This is a genomic window from Bradyrhizobium manausense, assembly GCF_001440035.1.
GTDB classification, from domain to species: domain Bacteria; phylum Pseudomonadota; class Alphaproteobacteria; order Rhizobiales; family Xanthobacteraceae; genus Bradyrhizobium; species Bradyrhizobium manausense.
The window spans coordinates 96,279-114,690 of record NZ_LJYG01000026.1; the positions used below are offsets into that span (position 1 = coordinate 96,279).

An 18,412-nucleotide genomic window follows, 5' to 3' on the forward strand; every position below is an offset into this window, starting at 1 on the left:
AGAACGAGGATGCCCGGGACAAGCCCGGGCGTGAGGACGTCGTCGGGCTGGTAAGTGTGACAATTATCTGAAAAGATCATACGGTTGGCGCAATGGGGCGTGCGGCGGAATGCGGGTCGTGACGAGATGGTCTATGCGGACGATTGAGTCCGGAACGGTGCTGCTGTTCGGCGGGCTCGTCGCCGCCAACATCGCCGCGTGGATATGGGCTTTCGCGGCGTTCGGTGACCGGCCCGCGGTGATGGCGACGGCGCTTCTCGCTTGGGTGTTCGGCCTGCGCCACGCCGTCGATGCCGACCACATCGCCGCCATCGACAACGTGGTGCGCAAGCAGATGCAGGCGGGCGATATGCCGCGCAGTGTCGGTCTCTATTTCGCGCTCGGCCATTCCACCGTTGTCGTGGTCGCAACCATGCTGCTGGCGCTCGGCGTGGTCAGCCTTGGTGGCGACAGCCTGCTCAAGGATATCGGCAGCCTGATCGGCACCTCGGTGTCGGCGCTGTTCCTCCTGCTGATCGCAGCGATCAACCTCGCCATCTTCGCCCGCCTGTGGCGGACGTTTAGTGCCGCGCGCGAGCAGGGCGTCCACGACGCCGCAGGTTTGGAGGCACTGCTCGGCCATCGCGGCTTTCTCGCGCGCCTGCTCGGCCCGATGTTCCGCCTGGTGACCAAGCCCTGGCACATGTTTCCGCTCGGATTGCTGTTCGGTCTCGGCTTCGATACCGCGACCGAGATCGGCCTGCTCAGCATCTCCGCCACCGAAGCGGCACGCGGTGCTTCGCTCGCCGACATCCTGGTTTTCCCCGCGCTGTTCGCATCAGGCATGGCGCTGGTCGATACCGCCGATTCCGCGCTGATGGTCAGCGCCTATCGCTGGGCCTTCGTCGATCCCATGCGCAAGCTCTGGTACAACCTCACCATCACAGGCGCATCCGTCGCGGTCGCGCTGTTGATCGGCGGCATTGAGGCGCTCGGCCTGATCAGCGACCGGCTCGGATTTAATGGCGGCGTGTGGGCGCTGGTCGATCGTCTCAACGCGTCGCTTGCCAATGTCGGCTTCGCCGTGATCGCGCTGTTCGTGATCGCCTGGGTGGTTTCGAGCCTGCTCTATCGCCGCATCTTCGCGGCGGCCTGAGGGCGTCAAGCCGACGCCGCGCTGGCTATCGGCTCCGCCGGTTGGTCGTCGCCGTGGGGATCACCCGGCGCGGTCGCCCAGGCCAATTCCACCAGCGTCACGATCCTGCGTCCGCCGCCGTCGAGCTGGACCACGATCAGGCCCTGCTCCTCCATATAGCCGAGCAGACGCTGCGCCCGGCGCAGCGAGTGCGAGCCATAGGCGCGGGCGATCGCGGCATCGCCGGGGCAGGGCCAGCCTTCCTTGGCGGCGCGCGCGATCATCATGAACACGCCCTGCATATCGTCGGGCAGGATCGAGGCGCGCAAGCTCACCTCCTGCCAGGCATCGTCCTCGGCGATGTCGGTGCCGAGGCCCGCGCGCGCATGCGTCAGCATGCGACGGAATTCGATGAGGTCAGGCACGGACGTGCCGAGGCCCTCGATGCGGCAGCGAACCACGAATTCCTGATAGAGCACGCCGATGGCGCGGAAGCCGGCATCGGGCGCAGCCAGCACGGCGCGCAGCGTGCGATCGAGGCGCTCGCGCCGTTCTGCGAGCTCCTCGGCGCTGATCGGCACCTCGACCTCTTCGGTGCTGATCTCGGGCGCTGCCGCCTTGGCTGCGCGGAGCTGCTCCAGCAGGTCGGGCGCCGGCCGGCGCTGCGGCCGGCTCGCATCCGGCGGCGGCGCGGCCAGGATCACGGCGCGCGCATCCTCCAGCGTCGCTTCGGGCAGCGGCATCAGCCGCGGGGTCGAATTGCGCGGGGATGTTTCGGTCGGGCCGATGTTCAGCCGCAGCGGACGGCGCGACAGCGCAGGCCCCAGCGCCATGAACTGTCCGCGTTCGAGATCGCGAAACGCTTCCGCCTGCCGCCGCTCCATGCCGAGCAGATCGGCGGCGCGCGCCATGTCGATGTCGAGGAAGGTCCGGCCCATCAGGAAGTTCGAGGCCTCGGCCGCGACGTTCTTGGCGAGCTTGGCCAGACGCTGCGTCGCGATGATGCCGGCAAGGCCGCGCTTGCGGCCGCGGCACATCAGATTGGTCATGGCACCCAGCGATAGCTTTCGCGCCTCGTCTGAAACTTCGCCGGCGACAGCAGGCGCAAACAACTGCGCCTCGTCGACCACGACCAGCATCGGGTACCAATGATCTCGCTCGACGTCGAACAGGCCGCCGAGGAAGGCGGCCGCGCGCCGCATCTGGTTCTCGGCGTCCAGCCCCTCGAGATTGAGCACGGTGGAGACGCGATGCAGCCGGGCGCGCTCGCCGGCAACCTGCAGGCCGCGCTCGGTGTGATCCTCGGCCTCGATCACGAGGTGGCCGAAGCGCTCGGCCAGCGTGACGAAATCGCCTTCGGGGTCGATGATGGCCTGCTGCACCCAGGGTGCGCTCTGCTCCAGGAGGCGCCTGAGCAGATGCGACTTGCCGGAGCCGGAATTGCCCTGCACCAGGAGACGGGTCGCCAGGAGTTCCTCGAGGTCCATGGCCGCCCCGGCGCCCGCCGTGGTCAGCCCCATCTCGATCGCAACCGTCATGTCCCCGACTCAAAGCCCTGTCATTCGCGGCAAGGGCTTATCAACCGAAGCGGGATGCGTCGAGCGAAACAGCCGGGAACACGCCGCGTTGCCCACGGCGGAATTTCTGCTGGGATTTGAAAGCCGTAGTCCCGCGGGCGGGAACGGCGGGCGGGATCGGCGCTGCATCCAGACTTCGGCTAAGCCGTAATTGGTCGAGAATTGACCCGCCGGCCCGGTCCGCGTGACGGAATATTCGCTCCTTCCTTGTATGCATTATCCCAGTTGCCATCCCCGATCGGTTTGCCTTAGATGCTGCAACGCACCCGTGGATCACAGCCGGGGCCCAAAAATCACACAAGATATCGACGGGACGAACATGGCGCGCAACGTACTGATTTTGGGAGCTTCCTACGGCTCCCTGCTGGGCACCAAGCTGTTGATGGCCGGGCACAACGTGACCCTGGTCTGCCGCGCCAAGACTGCGGAGCTGATCAACCGCGACGGCACCGAGGTGCGCATCAAGCTGCGCGACGAAGCGGTGCACCGCGCGATCTTCTCGCGCGACCTGCCGGGCAAGCTGGATGCGGTGACGCCGCAGAATGTGGACGTCTCGCGCTATGACCTTGTTGGCCTTGCGATGCAGGAGCCGCAATACACCAACCACACGGTTCGCATGCTCATGGTCAAGATCGCCGCGGCGAAGCTGCCCTGCCTGTCGATCATGAACATGCCGCCGTTGCCTTATCTCAAGCGCATCCCGGCGCTCGCCGATATGGATCTGGAGGAGGCTTACACCAATGCGCAGGTGTGGGAGCGGTTCGAGCCCGGTCTGGTGACGCTGTGCTCGCCCGATCCGCAGGCGTTCCGTCCGCCAGAGGAAGCGGCGAACGTGCTGCATGTCGGCCTGCCCACCAACTTCAAGGCCTCGGTCTTCGCCGACGAGACGCACAACAAGGTGCTGCGCGAGCTCGAGGCCGACATCGATGCCGTGACGCTCGACGGCAAGGACGTGCCGGTGAAGCTGAAAGTGTTCTCGTCCCTGTTCGTGCCGCTGGCGAAATGGTCGATGCTGCTCACCGGCAATTACCGCTGCATCACGCCGAACGAACCGCAGTCGATCCGCGACGCCGTGCATGGCGATCTCAAGCGCTCGCAGACGATCTACGACCATGTCGACGCCATCGCCCGCCGGCTCGGCGCCGATCCGGAGGACCAGGTCCCCTTCGCGAAATACGCCAAGGCCGCCGAGAGCCTGCTCAAGCCCTCCTCGGCCGCGCGCGCGGTCGCGAGCGGAGCGCCCTTCATCGAGCGCGTCGACCTCCTGGTGAAGCTGATCTCGCATCAGCTCGGCTCGCCCAATGCCGAGATCGACCGCACGGTCGATACCGTCGACCAGAAGCTGAACGAGAAGATCGTGCAGGGCGGATCGGGCGCGCAGTAGCGGCTCACGGACTCTCCCCATCGTCATTCCGGGGCGATGCGCAGCATCGAGCCCGGAATCCATCGGGCCCCAGGTCACGCTGTGAAATGGATTCCGGGCTCGCGCCGAGAGGCGCGCCCCGGAATGACACGGCGAGGCCGGCGTGTCGCCCTCTGTCAATCCTACGCCGCAAAAATATTCCACTTTACCGAAATTCGGAAATAGCGTATGGTTCGCCCATCCCGGCTCACCTTGAGGGGCGATCGTACGTCGTCACGCTTCGCGAGCCGGGGATGCGGTGGACGCGGCAGCGTCGGCACGAGAGGGTGCGGGCAGGGCGGGTAGTCCCTGTGAGCCCGAGACCGCGTGTGGATGAGCGGCGCTGTTCGTTCGTCGTGCCAAGATTTCGATGGCTACGTGCACGATGCCGTCGAACCCTGTGGCGCCAACGAACGCGCGTACGGCAAAACCGTGTGGTCCCGGCCGTCGTCGCTACGGTCAAGCCTTTGCGGAGCTGTGGAGCGTCCAACCGGGCTGGCCACATCGTCAATTCGCGGGGCGAGGGAGGCCAGAAGGAATTCGGCTCCCGGGAGAGCGCGGCATAAGCCGTCAACCCATCGCGCAGGGAAGGCCGTGTGTTGGGCTTCACCTGTATGCTGCTGTGCGGTCTTCTTGCGCTACATTTTCGCGCAGCGGACCGCGGGTGCCAAGCCGGCACCCGGTCTTCCCTGCGCCCTCTTGATTGAGAGGGTGATCAAGCAAAGCTCGGGCGACATGAGCCGCGAGGAGGCGAAGGCGTGTCTGCGATTGGAGCTGCTTGCCACAGGCGACGCTATCGTAGGGGGGCAAAGCGAAGCGTGCCCACCACAAGCACATGGTGGGCACGGCGCTTGGCGCCTTTGCCCACCCTACGACACCTGCGAACGAAAGAGCGATGCCGTTGTCTCATACTGCGTCTACACACTCGCTGTCATCGCCCGGCCAGTGCGCAATTGCGCGCTAGGACCGGGGGATCCAGTAGTCCGAGACAGCAATGATTGAGCCGAGAAGCCGAGGCGTACTGGATTCCCCGCTTTCGCGGGGAATGACAGGGTCACTTGGAGAACCATACTGCTGCCACACACTCCGTCATTGCGAGCGCAGCGAAGCAATCCAGAATCCCTCCGCGGAAAGACTCTGGATTGCTTCGCTGCGCTCGCAATGACGGGGGAGAGAGCGCGCCAGCCGTCACCCCTGGCTTGCCACGCGCGCGCGATCGAAATGCTCCTCGATCTTGGGGCGGTCGCGGGTGCGCTCGAAGCTGGTGCACAGCAGCTCGGTCTCCTCGAGCGAGACGGGGGCGCGGTACAGCCGGCACATGAACTCGGCGGTGGCGCGGCCCTTGCCCGGGGCGGGGTTGCGCTCGGCCAGGAACATGCAATCGCGGCAGATGCTGGCATCGAGCCGCTGATGCGCCGCATCGAGATGATTGAGAACCTCACGGAGCGAGTCGCGCAGCCTGATGCATTCCTCGGTGCCGAGCGCATTGACCGCATTCAACACGTGATTGATCGGATCATGCTGGTTCAGGCATTTCTCACCCTGCGCCGTGACGTCCAGAACGACGGAGCGCTTGTCCTCCTGCGACGGCTTCCGGACCAGGAAGGATTTGCTCTCCAGCGTCTTCACGATCTGCGACGCGGTCGCCCTGGTCGCGCCAATGAAGCCGGCGAGCGCAGATGGCGTACGCGAAAAGCGATTGGCGCGGCCGAGAAAGCGCAGCGCCATCCACTCCCGATCGCGCAATCCGTGTTGATTTCCTTCGAAGTACCAGGCTCTGGCCGCCTGAACCAGCAGTTCGACTGCTTCGCGTGCCAACGGCATAAAATTCCTACCTCACCCCGGGGATCGCGTGTGCGGCGCCCCGAAGCCGCTTTCCACCATGGCGCACGAATATCTCGCGCAAAGCCGGATGCTCAGCCGTGTCCGATGAATGCCTCATGCCCAACACAAAGGCTTGGATGGCGAGATATTCGCCCAGGACCAATGAGCGTCGCAGGATGCTGCGCAAGAAACGGTGCCGCCGATGCCATTCCAAGCACAAGGTCGTCGAACGCAAGCCCGAGTTGCCGTCACCTCTGGATGATGGATCGGAATTGCTCAACCGAAGCCCCTGAGTTCAAGTCACACGCAGACGTTTCTTTTGTTCCGTCGAAACGATGAATGAGCTTCTCAACAAAATCAAGTAGTGAGACTACTCGAGAGCGGATGTCGCTGCAGACCAATGTATTGTTCAAGTCAATCTGCTGGTCGGGACACATGAAGGTGAACGTAATACACAGTCAAACAAGCCAGATGCACGTAGTTCTACGCATGGCGGATTGCACGCATATTGCTGTCTGTCGTTGGTGCAGTTTGATCGAAGCTTGTGCAGGACGGGTGATGTGCACCCCGAGAGTCATCCACAACTTCCGCGATCTGCTTCGGGAATTGCCAAGACAGCAACAGGGGAACTTGCAGAGAGTGCACGTGGCGGTTGTTGCTGGACTATGCGGGGAGCATCATCTGCTTGTCGTCTTTCAGGACTATGGTCTCATCCCGACGGCTGAGATTGGCGGCTAACACCGCTGCGCTCAAACGCCTGTGCAGTTTGTGCCACGACATGCAGCACCTCGTCAGGATGCGAGGGGCGCTGACCCGACGCGGGCAGCACGCCGTGCCGCTAAAGCATGATCCGGAAAAGTGCGAAGCGGTTTTCCGGATCATGCTCAAACAATAACCTAAAGCGCGATGAGGATTCATCCTGATCTCATCGGGCTTTAGTCGCCCTTGAGCATGTCCCTGAGCTCGCGGAACGGATCGGCGCTCGGCGGCGCCGAGGCGTCCTGGCGCATGGCCTGGTAGATCCGCGGCACCATGTCGACGGCTTGGTCGAGCCCCGAATCGCGCCCGGTTTGGTACCCGCCCATCAGGCGAAGATCGCGCGTGTCCTCGTATTTGGCGATCAGGGTGCGCAATTTGCTCACCAATTCCCGCTCCTCGGGATCCCACACGTTGTGCGCCAGCCGCGAGACCGAGGCCAGCACGTCCACGGCCGGATAGCGTGCCTGGTCGGCGATGTGCCTGGAGAGCACGATGTGCCCGTCGAGTGTGCTGCGGATGGTGTCGGCGATAGGCTCGTTGTGATCATCGCCGTCGACCAGCACGGAGTAGATGCCGGTGATGGTGCCGGATCCGTCCTCGCCGGGCCCGGCGCGCTCCAGGAGGCGCGGCAGGTCGGTGAAGACGGTCGGTGCGTAGCCCCGGGCCACCGCCGGCTCGCCGGCCGCCAGCGCGACCTCGCGGGCGGCATGGGCGAAGCGGGTGATCGAATCGACGATGAGAAGCACCGATTCGCCGCGGTCACGGAAATATTCGGCCACCGCCATCGCCGCCTTCGGCGCCAGCCGTCGCATCACCGGGCTTTCATCGCCCGTCGAGACGATGGTGACGGCGCGGTTGCGGTCGTTGCCGAGCACGTCCTCGATGAATTCGCGCACCTCGCGGCCGCGCTCGCCGACCAGTGCCAGCACGACGCTGTCAAAGCCCTGGCTGCGGGCGAGCATGGCGAGCAGCGTGGATTTGCCGACGCCCGAGCCGGCAAAGATGCCGACGCGCTGGCCGGCGCAGATCGGCGCAAACAGGTCGATCACGCGCACGCCAGTGCGCAGCGGCTTGTGGACGCGCGCCCGCTTCATCGCCGGCGGCGCCTCCGCCTCGGCCGAAACGGCCATCGACCCCGGCGTGAGCGGCCCCATTCCGTCCAGTGGCACGCCCAGCGCATTGATGACGCGGCCCTTCCAGCTCGGATCCGGCGCGAACGACAGGGGCGGCATGCGATAGGCGACCGAGCCGAGCCCGCCGGCGAAGTGCCGGTCGAACGGCTTGGCCACGATGCCCTCGCTGTCGATCCGCACCACCTCGCCGATCTGGGGCTTGGCCCCGGTATTGACGCCGATCAGCTCGCCGAGCTTGACCGAACGCGACAGGCCGGAGACACGAAAATGCGTCGGCGCGATCTCGGAGATCGCGCCGCTGACGCTTGCCAGAGGCGTGCTCTGCTCGAGCTCGAGCAGCGCCCACTCAAGTTGCCGAAGAGCGTTCAAGGAAACCATCCACCCAATTACGCGCGACGCGCAAGCCGCCTCTCAAGTCTACTTGCCAGGATCGCCCAGCGTCTGGATTGCGTTGCGGAGCGTGCTCTCGGTGCCGTCGATCAGCGAGTTGGTGCTGTCGAAGGCGCGCGAAGCCGACATCAGCTTGGTCAATTCCATCATCGGATTGGCGCTGGAGCCCTCGACATAGCCCTGCTTGAAGCCATCGCGGCTGAAATCGGCGATGGCAGTCGCGGGCCGGTCGGGCGTGACGCCGGAATTGCCGTAGCGATCGAGAGTGGCATCGACAGGGATATTGAACAGGCCGATGGTGCCGATCTCGTTGTTGTCCTGGGTGATCGCACCGCTGCGCGAGATCGAGACCGGCCCGCCGTTCGGGTCGAGCGTGAGCTGCGCACCGCCGGAATCGATGACGGGGAAACCCGACACCGTCTGGAGGTCGCCATTGGCGGCGATCTGCAGGCGGCCGTCGCGGGTGTAGACCGTGCCGTTGGGGCCGGCGAAGGCGATCCAGCCCTGGCCGACCACGGCGACGTCGAGCGGGTTGCCGGTCTCGGTGATGTTGCCGGCCTCGCGGGAGATGATGTTGTCGCCGGGCGAGGAGAACGCGACCGGGTTGGCGCCGGCCCTGGAGAGCACCGTCTCGAATTTCACGACATCGGTGCGGAAGCCGGATGTGTTGACGTTGGCGACGTTGTTGGCGATCGTCTGGAGGCGCTTCTCGAGCGCGACCTGCGCCGACAATCCGACATAGAGGGCCGATTGCATGGCTTACCTGTTGAACTTGATATTCTGAAGCGTCGTGAGCATATCGGTGTCGAGACTGGCCGACGATGTCGAGGCGCCGGTGATCAGCACCAGCGCGGGGTTGGTCGAGCTGTCGTTCTGGGCCTGGGTCGCGTCCCACATCGCCGCGAAGCGCTGCACGAATTTGGTGACCTTGGCCGGGTCCTTGAAATCGGCGAGGTTGATCTTGTCCGTGATCATCTTGGCCTGCATGTCGATGTCGGACGAGCTGATCGTCGACGACCAGCCCTCTGCGGTCTGCACCACCTGGGTCAGGGCCTTGTCGGCGAGGATCTGGTAGGGGCTCGTGATCGAGGCAGCCTTGCGCGTGAAATACAGGGCGAGCCGAAGGCCCTCATTCTGGTCGCCGGCGTTCTGCTCCAGCGTCTGGGTGGCATAATGGCTGGTCGTGCCTGATGTGGCCGCTGTGCTCTGGGTCGCGGCGGCGCCGAGTGCTGCGAAGTTGAAGGCGGCGGCGAACTCCCGGTAGCGGCTGTCGCTCAGCTTGTTGGCGAAGGTGTTGGAGGTCGCGATGCCCTCGGTCAGCACCTTCCGCATGAACGCCTTGGCGTAGATCATGTCGTCGAGGCCATAAGCCTTCATCGCGTAGGAGTAGAGCCTATAGTTGTTCAGGAGATCGTCGATGCTTTTCACCTTGCCGATATTGGCAAGATAATAGGCGGTGTCGCGGCTCACGTCCGGCTGCTGCTCGACCTGAGTCAGCGACTTGCTCATGTCCGTCGTCAGCCTGGTGTAATCCGCGATGGTGGATAGCATGGCACGCGCCCCTCTGGTCGCCGCTGCGACCTCGTCGCAAGCTGCCGCGAATTGCTTGCGCGGGGCTGGCGCGGCCGAAAGGACGCCCAAGCCAGCTTCGCGCAAGCGTGGCCGACTAGATGTTCCCGATGGGATCGGCGATGGAGCGGCGCGTTGGGCAGTTTCGTGGGGATTGTCATCACGGTGGCAGCACTGCTTGGCGGATTTGCCGCCATGGGCGGGCACCTGGCCGTGCTGATGCAGCCGTGGGAGTTCGTGATCATCATGGGCACCGCGGTCGGCACCTTCATCGTGGCCAATCCATGGAAGACGGTCGTCGACACCGGGGTCGCCTGCATGCAGGCAGTCTCCGGCGCGGTGCCTGGCCAGCGCTATTACCTTGACCTGCTCGGCGCGCTTCATGCCTTGATGCGCGAGTTGCGCGGCAAGGGCCGCAATGAGGTCGAGGCGCATATCGACGATCCCTCGTCCTCCGAAATATTCAAGGCGTTCCCGAGCGTGCTCGGCGACCCGTCTTTGCTCCAGTTCATCTGCGACTATGTGCGCCTCATCATCATGGGCAATGCCCGTACCCATGAGATCGAGGCGCTGATGGACGAGGAGATCCACACCATCGTGAAGAGCAAGCTGACGCCCTATCATGCGCTGGTGGTGGTGTCCGAAGCGCTGCCCGCGCTCGGCATCGTCGCCGCGGTGCTCGGCGTCATCAAGGCCATGGGCGCGCTGGACCAGTCGCCGAAGCTGCTCGGCGGCTTCATCGGCGCGGCGCTGGTCGGCACCTTCGCCGGCATCTTCCTGTCCTACGGCATCATTTCGCCCTTCGCGCTGAAGATCAAGATGACGCGCGAGAAGAAGTGCCGGCCCTACATCATCGTCAAGCAGACCCTGCTGGCGTTCATGAACGGCGCCATGCCGCAGATCGCCGTCGAGCACGGCCGCAAGATGATCGCGAGCTCCGAACGGCCGTCGATCGACGTCGTCGAGAACGAGACGATCGCAGGTCCCAAGGCTGTCGTGGCCGACGCTGAACCCAAGGCTGCACGCGCATGACGATGGAAGACGTCGAGGTCGATCAGCGCAAGCAGCTGCCGAACTATCTGCTGGACGCCGCCGGCATCTCGATCGAGCGCATGCCGATGCTCAATGTGATCTTCGATCGCATGGCGGCATCGTGCACGGACAGCCTGCAGCCGATGGCCGGCACGCCCTGCTATTTCTCGGTCAACGGCATCACCAATGACCGTGTCGGCGACATCATCAAGGACTACGAGGGCAATGCGGTCGCCGCCGTGCTCTACGCCGAGCAGTGGGACTCCCGCGTCATTATCATGCTCGACCGTGACTTCGTGTTCACGATGGTCGAGGCGATGTTCGGCTCCGACGGTGCCGAGCCGCCGCTCGATGTCGAACGCACTTTCTCGAACATCGAGATCCGCCTGGTCCAGGCGCTGTTCGACCGGTTCGCCAAGGCGCTGCAGGCGGCTTTCGCCGGCACCTCCAACGTCACCTTCCGCGTCGAGCGGGTCGAGACGGCGATGGCGTCGCTGGCGATCGGGCGCGCCAGCAACATGTCGATCTGTGCGAACATGATGGTGCAGGCGCTTTATCGCGGCGGTCAGATGTTCCTGATCATTCCGCACTCCGCGCTCAACCCGCTCAGGCAGAAGCTTGCCCATGTCGTGGTCAGCGAAGGCGGCGCGGCCGATCCGCGCTGGCGCGAGCAGATGGAGAGCGAGGTTCACCGCACCGAGGTAACCCTGAGCGCGGTGCTCGACGAGAAGATGATCACCCTCGAGGACGTCGTCAAATTCAAGGTGGGGCAGGTCCTGGAGCTTGAAGCCACGCCGCGTACGCTGGCGCGGCTCGAGAGCAACAACCAGGTGCTGTTCTGGTGTCAGATCGGCCAGCTCGATGGCTACTACGCCATGCAGGTGGCAGATCCCGTCGATCAGAAGCGGGAGTTCGTCGATGATATCCTATCTCGTTGATGCGGTGCTGCTGATCGCGCTGGCCTTCACGAGCATGCGGGTGACCCGGATGCACCGCGAGCTCGCGAAGCTGCGCAGCTACCAGGGCGAGTTCTCGACCATCGTCCACGAGACCGCCGGCGCCTTCGACACCGTGATTACCGCGGCGCATGATTCCACGGCAAATCTGGGCCGGCTTGCCAATGTGCTGACCGCAAAGATCGATCAGGCCCATGAGGCGATCGCCGCACTCGATGCACGCAACGGGCTGCAGGGGGCCGTGACCGTGAATGGTCCCGAGGCCAACACGCACTAGAGCATGATCCGGAAAAGTGTGAAGCGGTTTTCCGAAAAGATCATGCTCAAACAAAGAGCTAAAGCGCGATGACGATTCAACCCAATCTCATCGCGCTTTAGGGCCGGAAGCGGCCGAAGAGATAGATCGGAACGTCGCGACGCTCCGGGAGCGGAACTACCAAGAGGCGATACCAGATGGCGCAATCCTTCGACTACCAATCTGCAACCGCATCCGACGATGCCGAGACCTCTCCGCTCGACCGGCTGGCGGAGATTGCCGCACGCACCGCCGAGGAGACCGGCAAGTTCGCCAATGTGGATGCCATCATGCGCATTCCCGTCACCATGCAGGTGGTGCTGGGATCGGCGACCATCCCGGTGGCGAATTTGATGAAGCTCGGCCGTGGTGCCGTCGTTCCGCTGGATCACCGCGTCGGCGAGCCCGTCGACGTCGTGGTCAACGGCCGCGTCGTTGCCCGCGGCGAAGTGGTCGTCGTCGAGGAGGACAATTCCCGCTTCGGTGTCTCGCTGACCGAGATTGTCGGACCGCTGGGGCAGGGTGATTCCTGACCATGGCGGCACCGGTCGCTCCCATCAAGCAGCGCGGCGTTGCCACGCTGGGCGGAACGGAAAAGGTCGCGGCGCTGCTGCTGGCCATGGGCCGCCAGGCCGCGGCCAGCGTGCTCGCGCAATTCGAACCGCTGGACATTCGCGTCGTCACCAAGGCCGCGGCCGAGCTGAGGCCGATCACGGCGCAGGAACTCGAGGCAATCGTCGAGGAATTTGCCCAGCAATTCTCGATGGGCGCCAACATCCTCGGCACTCTCGGCGGCCTCGAAGCCGTGCTGGGCGACGTGCTTCCCGCCGACCAGGTCACGGCAATCATGTCGGACCTGCTCGGAAATTCCAGCCGGTCGGTGTGGGATCGCGTCTCGTCGGTGTCGGAAAATTCGCTGGCGACCTACCTCTCCAAGGAACATCCGCAGACCGCGGCGCTGATCCTGTCCAAGGTCAAGCCGTCCTGCGCCGCCAAGGTGATGAGCCAGCTGCCGTCGAGCCTGCGCAACGAATTGATGCGGCGAGTGCTCAGCCTCAAGCCGATCGTCGACGATGCGATGAAGGTGCTCGAGAAGACGCTGCACGAAGACCTGACGCTCAATTTCGCCCGCAATCTCGGCGCGGACACTTACGCCCGTGTCGCCGACATCATCAACAAGATGGAGCGCGGTCATATCGAGGACATGCTGAAGAGCCTGTCGGAAAAGCGGCCGAAATCGGCCGAAGTGCTGAAGGAGCTGCTGTTCACCTTCGACGACGTCATCAACCTGGCGCCGAAGGCGCGCACCATGATCTTCGATCAGGTGCCGACCGACCGCATCGTCGTGGCGCTGAAGGGCACCGACAAGCATTTCCGCGAGTTGATCCTGTCCGCGGTCGCCTCGCGCGTTCGCCGCGTCGTCGAAGCCGAGCTCGCCATCGGCGAGCCGTCGAACCAGCGCGACGTGCTGGAGGCGCGCCGCGTGATCACTGATCTTGCACTCGACCTCGCTGAAAAGGGTGAAATCGAGCTCAACCCCGATCAGGAGGATGAGCTGGTCTTCCGCTGACCGCTGAACGGGCATGGCAGAATCCGATCAGGAGAGCAAAACAGAAGAGCCGACCGAGAAGAAAGTCCGCGATGCGCTCGAACAGGGCAAGATTCCGGTCTCTCGGGAGGCGTCCATGTTCGCGTCCATGACGGCGCTGATGGTGATTCAGGCCTTCCTGATCGGTCAGGGCGTGCAGCAGCTGACGCCGACCTTGAAGGGCTTTCTCGACGATCCCGACGGCTTCCCGCTTCATACCGGTGCAGACGCGCAGAACCTGCTCACCGTGGTCGGCCTCGAGGCCCTGCGGTTCCTGGTGCCGCTGGTCGTGATCCTGGCGGTGTTCGGGCTCGCAGCGTCGCTGCTGCAGAACGCGCCGCGCCTGGTGCTGGAGCGCATTCAACCCGACTTCTCCCGTATTTCGCCCGCGAGCGGCTGGAACCGCATCTTCGGAACTCAAGGGCTCGTCGAGTTCGCCAAGTCGATGTTCAAGCTCGTCTCGGTGACGGCAGTCGTCTGCTTCGTATTGCGCTCGTCGGAGGCGAGGGCGTTCGAAGCGATGTATACCGATCCGGTCGCGCTGCCCGAGATGATCCTCACCATCGCGATGCGGATCGTGTCGGCGATCTGCATCGCGACGATCGTGCTGGTCGCGATCGATCTTGCCTGGGCGCGCTTCCACTGGCGGCGCGAGCTGCGCATGACCAGGCAGGAGATCAAGGACGAGCACAAGCAGGCGGAGGGCGATCCGCTGATCAAGGCGCGCCTGCGTTCGCTCGCGCGCGACCGCTCGCGCCAGCGCATGATCGCTTCCGTGCCGCGCGCAACGCTGGTGATTGCGAACCCGACGCATTTCGCGATCGCGCTGCGCTACAATCGCGACGAAAACCCGGCGCCGCTCGTGGTCGCCAAGGGCATGGACGTGATCGCGCTGAAGATCCGCGAGGTCGCCGAGCAGAGCAAGATCCCGGTGATCGAGAACAAGGCGCTCGCCCGTGCGCTTTACGAAGCGGTGCAGGTCGATCAGGTGATCCCGGCCGAATTCTTCCGTCCCGTCGCCGAGATCATCTATTTCCTGCAGTCAAAGCAGGCCGCGCGGCCCGCGAAGGTTCAGTAGAATCGCCGGAATGGTGCTCCGCGCAACAGCTTGACGAAAGCTTAACGCCCTAGGGTTCTCGCCAATGAACCATAATGGGGCCGTCGTGGGACCGCTTTATCTCTTCGAACTCGCATCGTCGCAGGCACGCTGGCTCGAGCTTCGTCAGTCGACCATTGCCACCAATGTCGCCAATGCCAATACGCCGGGATTCAAGGCGCGCGATGTCGAGCCGTTCAATAAGGTGCTCGACGCGGTGCCGGTGAGACTGGCCACCACGTCACCCGGCCACATGCAATTGTCGCCGGCGGAAACCGACACGCGGGCTACCGCCAAGAAGGACAGCTGGGACGTCGTCCACTCCGGCAACTCCGTGAGCCTTGAGCAGGAGATGATCAAGGGCAGCGACGTCAATCGCGACTATTCGATGAATTCGGCGATTGTGCGCTCGTTCAACCGCATGGTCATGACCAGCGCGAAGACCTGAGGTGAACTGACATGCTTGACGCTCTATCGGCATCATTGACGGTTGCGAGCTCCGGGCTCGAGGCGCAATCGACGCGCATGCGGGTCGTCTCGGAAAACCTCGCCAACGCCACCTCGACCGGGCACACCGCGGGGGCCGATCCCTATCAGCGCAAGACCATCACCTTCGATGCCGCGCTCGATCGGGCCTCCGGCACGCAGCTGGCGAAGGTCAAGGAAATCGGGCTCGACACCACGCCTTATCGCGTCGAGTACGACCCGGGACATCCCGCTGCCGACAAGGCTGGCTACGTCAAGATGCCCAACGTCAACATGATGATCGAGATGGCGGACATGCGGGAGGTCAACCGCTCCTATGAGGCCAATCTCCAGGTCGTGAAGCAGGTGAGGTCGATGCTCGGCATGACCATCGACCTGCTGAGGAGCTGACAATGCTGGAAGCGATTTCATCCACCGCGATCACCGCAGCGCAGGCGGCGTCTCGCGCGACCGAGACACAAGCCATTGCGCCTACGGGGGCGTCCCCGGTCCAGTCCGCCGACGATGTCGGCTTCGATTCCGTGATGAAGCAGGTGACCACGGACGCGATCGGAACGTTGAAGACGGGCGAAGCGGCGTCGATCTCGGCGATGCAGGGCAAGGAATCGACGCGAAAGGTCGTTGAGGCGCTGATGTCGGCCGAGCAGGCCTTGCAGACCGCGGTCGCGGTTCGCGACAAGGTCGTGCAGGCCTACCAGGAAGTCGTTCGAATGTCGATTTGATCTGAAGGAGTGACCTAAGTGAAATCGCTCGCCATCGCCGCCACGGGCATGAATGCCCAGCAGACCAACATCGAAGTCATCGCGAACAACATCGCCAACATCAACACCACGTCGTTCAAGCGCGCGCGTGCGGAGTTCACCGATCTGTTTTACCAGATGGACCGAATGCAGGGGGTCGCAAACGTCAACGGCTCCTCGCCGATTCCGGAGGGCGCGAATCTCGGTCTCGGCGTCAAGTCGGCGGCGATCCGCAAGCTGCACATCCAGGGCGCGCTGACGCAGACCGGTAATCCTTACGATCTCGCGATCAACGGCCGGGGCTGGTTCCAGGTGCTGGGCCCGAACAACGAGGTGCAATACACCCGCGCGGGATCGTTCAACACCAACGCGACCGGTCAGCTGGTGACGATGGACGGCTACCTGTTGGATCCCAACATCACGGTGCCGCAGGGGACGGTGCAGGTCACCGTGAACCAGACCGGCCAGGTCTTCGCCAAGCTGGATACGGAGGTCAATCCGCGCCAGATCGGCCAACTCAACCTTGCCAATTTTGCCAACGAGGCAGGCCTCGAGCCGCTCGGCAGCAATCTCTATCGCGAAACTACGGCGTCGGGCGCCCCGGTGGTTGGCCTGCCCGGCGATGCAGGCTACGGCAAGATCAACCAGCAATATCTCGAAGCTTCGAATGTCGATCCAGTCAAGGAAATCACCGAGTTGATCTCGGCGCAGCGCGCCTACGAGATGAACGCCAAGGTGATCCAGGCGTCGGATGACATGGCCTCGACGGTATCGAAGGGTCTCAGTCGCTAGTTTCGGTGTGTCCATGTTGAACTGGGTGGGCCTGATCGTGCGCGGGTTGGCCGCCGCGCTGCTGGTTCTCGTCTTCGCGGGGTACGCCGCCGCGGACGAGAAGCGGCTTCCCGTGCCCGCGATGTCGATCCGCGCCGGCGAGCTGATCAGGGAAGACATGATCACCGAACGCAGCTTTGACCAGAATGCTCTCGGCGTCGCTATGTTCGTCGAAGGGCGTCAGGCCCTCGTCGGCCGGATGGCGCGGCGGGCGCTGTTGCCGGGTCAGCCGATCCCGACCAATTCGGTGGAGGACCCCTGGACCATCGCCCGCGGCGCGACGGTGAAGGTGGTTGTCGAAGACTCCGGCTTGTCGATCGTGACGTACGGATCGGCGATGCAATCCGGTGCGCCGGGTTCGCTCATCACCGTGCGAAACACCGACACTGGCGTGATCATCAGGGCCATCGTCCAGCCGGACGGCACCGTCAAGGTCGCGGACGGGTCATGACCAGGGTCTTGATCGCGCTTCTGCTGATCTTCTGCGCCGCCAGCGCCCATGCAGCGGTCCGCATCAAGGACATCGCTGACATCAAGGGCCTGCGCGAGAACCAGATCGTCGGCTATGGCCTGGTGATCGGCCTCAACGGTACCGGCGACACCCTGCGCAACGCTCCTTTCACGGAACAGTCGCTGCAGTCGATGCTCGAGAACATGGGCATCAACGTCCGCAACGAGACGAGCAGCACGAACAATCAGTCGCGGCCGACGACGCTGCGCACGCGGAACGTCGCCGCCGTGATGGTGACCGCGGACCTGCTGCCCTCGATCGGGCCGGGCGAACGGATGGACGTCACCGTGTCGTCCCTTGGCGATGCGACCTCGCTGCTCGGCGGCACGCTGGTGATGACGTCGCTGCGCGCAGCGGACGGTGCGGTCTACGCAGTGGCGCAAGGTGCCGTCACAGTTGCTGGTTATAGCGTCGGGGGCCAGGCCCAGAACGTCAGCCAGGGCACGCCGACCGCAGGCCGCATTCCGAACGGCGCGCTGGTGGAGCGCGAGGTGCAGGGAAGCCTCCACGAGATGGAGTTCCTGGTGCTGGAGCTGAAGAACCCCGATTTCGTCACGGCGACGCGGATCCTCGACGCCGTCAACCGCTATGCCGGCGGCCGCTATCGTGCCCAGATTGCCTTTGAGCGCGACTACCGGACGATCGTGCTGTCGAAGCCGCGCTATGTCGGCCCGGTTCGCTTTCTCGCCGAGATCGGCGAGCTGACCGTCGAGCCCGACACCCCCGCGCGCGTCGTGATCAATGAGCGCACCGGCACGGTGGTGATCGGACGCGACGTGCGGATATCAACCGTCGCTGTCACGCATGGCAACCTGACAGTTCGCGTCACCGAGCTGCCCGTGGTGTCGCAGCCGGCGCCGTTCTCGCAAGGCCAGAGCGTCGTCGTGCCCCAGACCATCGTCGAGGCCAATGAGGCCGGATCGCAGGTAGCGATCCTGAGCGGCGTCGATCTGCAGCGCCTGGTGCGCGGATTGAACCAGATCGGACTGAAACCATCCGGTATCATCGCGATCCTCCAGGCGATCAAGACCGCCGGCGCGCTGCAGGCTGAAGTCATCGTGCAATGATGCGCAAGCGTCGTGCAAGCTTGGTCGCTCAATGCTCAGGTC

Annotated in this window: 19 protein-coding genes; 14 read left to right on the plus strand and 5 right to left on the minus strand. The window is 64.1% G+C overall.

Translation table 11 applies throughout. From position 1 onward, the window contains the following. The first annotated feature begins 133 nt into the window (after positions 1-133). Positions 134-1,135 carry a HoxN/HupN/NixA family nickel/cobalt transporter gene (locus AOQ71_RS05390; protein ID WP_245316725.1) on the plus strand — a complete coding sequence of 334 codons (1,002 nt, stop codon included), beginning with the start codon at positions 134-136 and terminating at the stop codon, positions 1,133-1,135. A gap of 5 nt (positions 1,136-1,140) precedes the next feature. On the opposite strand, the gene AOQ71_RS05395 is transcribed toward AOQ71_RS05390, so the two are convergent. Continuing rightward, positions 1,141-2,652: a helicase HerA domain-containing protein gene (locus AOQ71_RS05395; RefSeq protein ID WP_057742811.1), complete on the minus strand. Its 1,512-nt coding sequence runs from the start codon at positions 2,650-2,652 to the stop codon at positions 1,141-1,143. A 358-nt stretch (positions 2,653-3,010) separates the two neighbouring features. On the opposite strand from AOQ71_RS05395, the gene AOQ71_RS45860 reads away from it, so the two are divergent. After that, positions 3,011-4,075: a ketopantoate reductase family protein gene (locus tag AOQ71_RS45860; RefSeq protein WP_057742813.1), complete on the plus strand. Its 1,065-nt coding sequence runs from the start codon at positions 3,011-3,013 to the stop codon at positions 4,073-4,075. A 1,206-nt stretch (positions 4,076-5,281) separates the two neighbouring features. Here AOQ71_RS45860 and AOQ71_RS05405 read toward each other — a convergent pair. The 4 genes from AOQ71_RS05405 to AOQ71_RS05425 form a co-directional block, all read right to left on the minus strand. Next, the gene (locus AOQ71_RS05405) at positions 5,282-5,917 is read right to left on the minus strand and encodes a MarR family winged helix-turn-helix transcriptional regulator (protein WP_057742816.1); all 636 of its coding nucleotides are present in this window, start codon (positions 5,915-5,917) and stop codon (positions 5,282-5,284) included. Positions 5,918-6,852: 935 nt separating this feature from the next. Further along, a complete protein-coding gene (gene fliI / locus AOQ71_RS05415; RefSeq protein WP_057743176.1) occupies positions 6,853-8,178 on the minus strand; it encodes a flagellar protein export ATPase FliI in 1,326 nt (441 codons plus the stop codon). Between the two features lie 48 nt (positions 8,179-8,226). Then, on the minus strand, positions 8,227-8,955 hold the full coding sequence (flgF, locus tag AOQ71_RS05420) for a flagellar basal-body rod protein FlgF (RefSeq protein ID WP_057742820.1): 729 nt from the start codon (positions 8,953-8,955) through the stop codon (positions 8,227-8,229). 3 nt (positions 8,956-8,958) lie between these two features. After that, positions 8,959-9,750 (minus strand): DUF1217 domain-containing protein, encoded by a 792-nt coding sequence (locus tag AOQ71_RS05425; protein WP_057743178.1) that lies wholly within the window; start codon positions 9,748-9,750, stop codon positions 8,959-8,961. Positions 9,751-9,903: 153 nt separating this feature from the next. Between AOQ71_RS05425 and motA the strand changes: the two genes are divergently transcribed. The 12 genes from motA to flgI all read left to right on the plus strand — a co-directional run bounded on the left by motA (position 9,904) and on the right by flgI (position 18,370). Next, on the plus strand, positions 9,904-10,800 hold the full coding sequence (gene motA, locus AOQ71_RS05430; protein WP_057742823.1) for a flagellar motor stator protein MotA: 897 nt from the start codon (positions 9,904-9,906) through the stop codon (positions 10,798-10,800). Then, positions 10,797-11,738 (plus strand): flagellar motor switch protein FliM, encoded by a 942-nt coding sequence (locus tag AOQ71_RS05435; protein WP_057742825.1) that lies wholly within the window; start codon positions 10,797-10,799, stop codon positions 11,736-11,738. Before motA ends, AOQ71_RS05435 begins: the two co-directional genes overlap by 4 nt. Continuing rightward, complete coding sequence (locus AOQ71_RS05440) at positions 11,719-12,033, plus strand: hypothetical protein (RefSeq protein WP_057742828.1); 315 nt, start codon at positions 11,719-11,721, stop codon at positions 12,031-12,033. Before AOQ71_RS05435 ends, AOQ71_RS05440 begins: the two co-directional genes overlap by 20 nt. A gap of 176 nt (positions 12,034-12,209) precedes the next feature. Next, the gene (gene fliN / locus AOQ71_RS05445; RefSeq protein ID WP_057742832.1) at positions 12,210-12,584 is read left to right on the plus strand and encodes a flagellar motor switch protein FliN; all 375 of its coding nucleotides are present in this window, start codon (positions 12,210-12,212) and stop codon (positions 12,582-12,584) included. Between the two features lie 2 nt (positions 12,585-12,586). Further along, entirely contained in the window at positions 12,587-13,621 is a 1,035-nt protein-coding gene (locus AOQ71_RS05450; RefSeq protein ID WP_057742834.1) for a flagellar motor switch protein FliG, read from the plus strand. A gap of 13 nt (positions 13,622-13,634) precedes the next feature. Continuing rightward, on the plus strand, positions 13,635-14,717 hold the full coding sequence (gene flhB / locus AOQ71_RS05455; protein ID WP_057742837.1) for a flagellar biosynthesis protein FlhB: 1,083 nt from the start codon (positions 13,635-13,637) through the stop codon (positions 14,715-14,717). A 64-nt stretch (positions 14,718-14,781) separates the two neighbouring features. After that, the gene (gene flgB / locus AOQ71_RS05460) at positions 14,782-15,183 is read left to right on the plus strand and encodes a flagellar basal body rod protein FlgB (protein WP_057742839.1); all 402 of its coding nucleotides are present in this window, start codon (positions 14,782-14,784) and stop codon (positions 15,181-15,183) included. 11 nt (positions 15,184-15,194) lie between these two features. Beyond that, on the plus strand, positions 15,195-15,611 hold the full coding sequence (gene flgC, locus AOQ71_RS05465) for a flagellar basal body rod protein FlgC (RefSeq protein WP_057742843.1): 417 nt from the start codon (positions 15,195-15,197) through the stop codon (positions 15,609-15,611). Positions 15,612-15,613: 2 nt separating this feature from the next. Further along, positions 15,614-15,943, plus strand: a complete 330-nt coding sequence (fliE, locus tag AOQ71_RS05470; RefSeq protein ID WP_057742845.1) for a flagellar hook-basal body complex protein FliE — start codon at positions 15,614-15,616, stop codon at positions 15,941-15,943. 18 nt (positions 15,944-15,961) lie between these two features. Beyond that, complete coding sequence (gene flgG, locus AOQ71_RS05475) at positions 15,962-16,753, plus strand: flagellar basal-body rod protein FlgG (protein ID WP_057742849.1); 792 nt, start codon at positions 15,962-15,964, stop codon at positions 16,751-16,753. Positions 16,754-16,766: 13 nt separating this feature from the next. After that, positions 16,767-17,243 carry a flagellar basal body P-ring formation chaperone FlgA gene (flgA, locus tag AOQ71_RS05480; protein ID WP_245316726.1) on the plus strand — a complete coding sequence of 159 codons (477 nt, stop codon included), beginning with the start codon at positions 16,767-16,769 and terminating at the stop codon, positions 17,241-17,243. Continuing rightward, positions 17,240-18,370, plus strand: coding sequence for a flagellar basal body P-ring protein FlgI (flgI, locus tag AOQ71_RS05485; RefSeq protein WP_057742851.1), 1,131 nt, complete (start codon positions 17,240-17,242; stop codon positions 18,368-18,370). The genes flgA and flgI overlap by 4 nt, the downstream gene beginning before the upstream one ends. The last annotated feature ends 42 nt before the right edge of the window (positions 18,371-18,412 follow it).

Bases quoted from the DNA above. Each gene is read 5' to 3' on its own strand.
- AOQ71_RS05390 (WP_245316725.1), top strand. From the start codon at position 134: ATGCGGACGATTGAGTCCGGAACGGTGCTGCTGTTCGGCGGGCTCGTC.
- AOQ71_RS05395 (WP_057742811.1), bottom strand. From the start codon at position 2,652: ATGACGGTTGCGATCGAGATGGGGCTGACCACGGCGGGCGCCGGGGCG.
- AOQ71_RS45860 (WP_057742813.1), top strand. From the start codon at position 3,011: ATGGCGCGCAACGTACTGATTTTGGGAGCTTCCTACGGCTCCCTGCTG.
- AOQ71_RS05405 (WP_057742816.1), bottom strand. From the start codon at position 5,917: ATGCCGTTGGCACGCGAAGCAGTCGAACTGCTGGTTCAGGCGGCCAGA.
- flgF (WP_057742820.1), bottom strand. From the start codon at position 8,955: ATGCAATCGGCCCTCTATGTCGGATTGTCGGCGCAGGTCGCGCTCGAG.
- AOQ71_RS05425 (WP_057743178.1), bottom strand. From the start codon at position 9,750: ATGCTATCCACCATCGCGGATTACACCAGGCTGACGACGGACATGAGC.
- AOQ71_RS05435 (WP_057742825.1), top strand. From the start codon at position 10,797: ATGACGATGGAAGACGTCGAGGTCGATCAGCGCAAGCAGCTGCCGAAC.
- AOQ71_RS05440 (WP_057742828.1), top strand. From the start codon at position 11,719: ATGATATCCTATCTCGTTGATGCGGTGCTGCTGATCGCGCTGGCCTTC.
- fliN (WP_057742832.1), top strand. From the start codon at position 12,210: ATGGCGCAATCCTTCGACTACCAATCTGCAACCGCATCCGACGATGCC.
- AOQ71_RS05450 (WP_057742834.1), top strand. From the start codon at position 12,587: ATGGCGGCACCGGTCGCTCCCATCAAGCAGCGCGGCGTTGCCACGCTG.
- flhB (WP_057742837.1), top strand. From the start codon at position 13,635: ATGGCAGAATCCGATCAGGAGAGCAAAACAGAAGAGCCGACCGAGAAG.
- flgB (WP_057742839.1), top strand. From the start codon at position 14,782: ATGAACCATAATGGGGCCGTCGTGGGACCGCTTTATCTCTTCGAACTC.
- flgC (WP_057742843.1), top strand. From the start codon at position 15,195: ATGCTTGACGCTCTATCGGCATCATTGACGGTTGCGAGCTCCGGGCTC.
- fliE (WP_057742845.1), top strand. From the start codon at position 15,614: ATGCTGGAAGCGATTTCATCCACCGCGATCACCGCAGCGCAGGCGGCG.
- flgA (WP_245316726.1), top strand. From the start codon at position 16,767: ATGTTGAACTGGGTGGGCCTGATCGTGCGCGGGTTGGCCGCCGCGCTG.
- flgI (WP_057742851.1), top strand. From the start codon at position 17,240: ATGACCAGGGTCTTGATCGCGCTTCTGCTGATCTTCTGCGCCGCCAGC.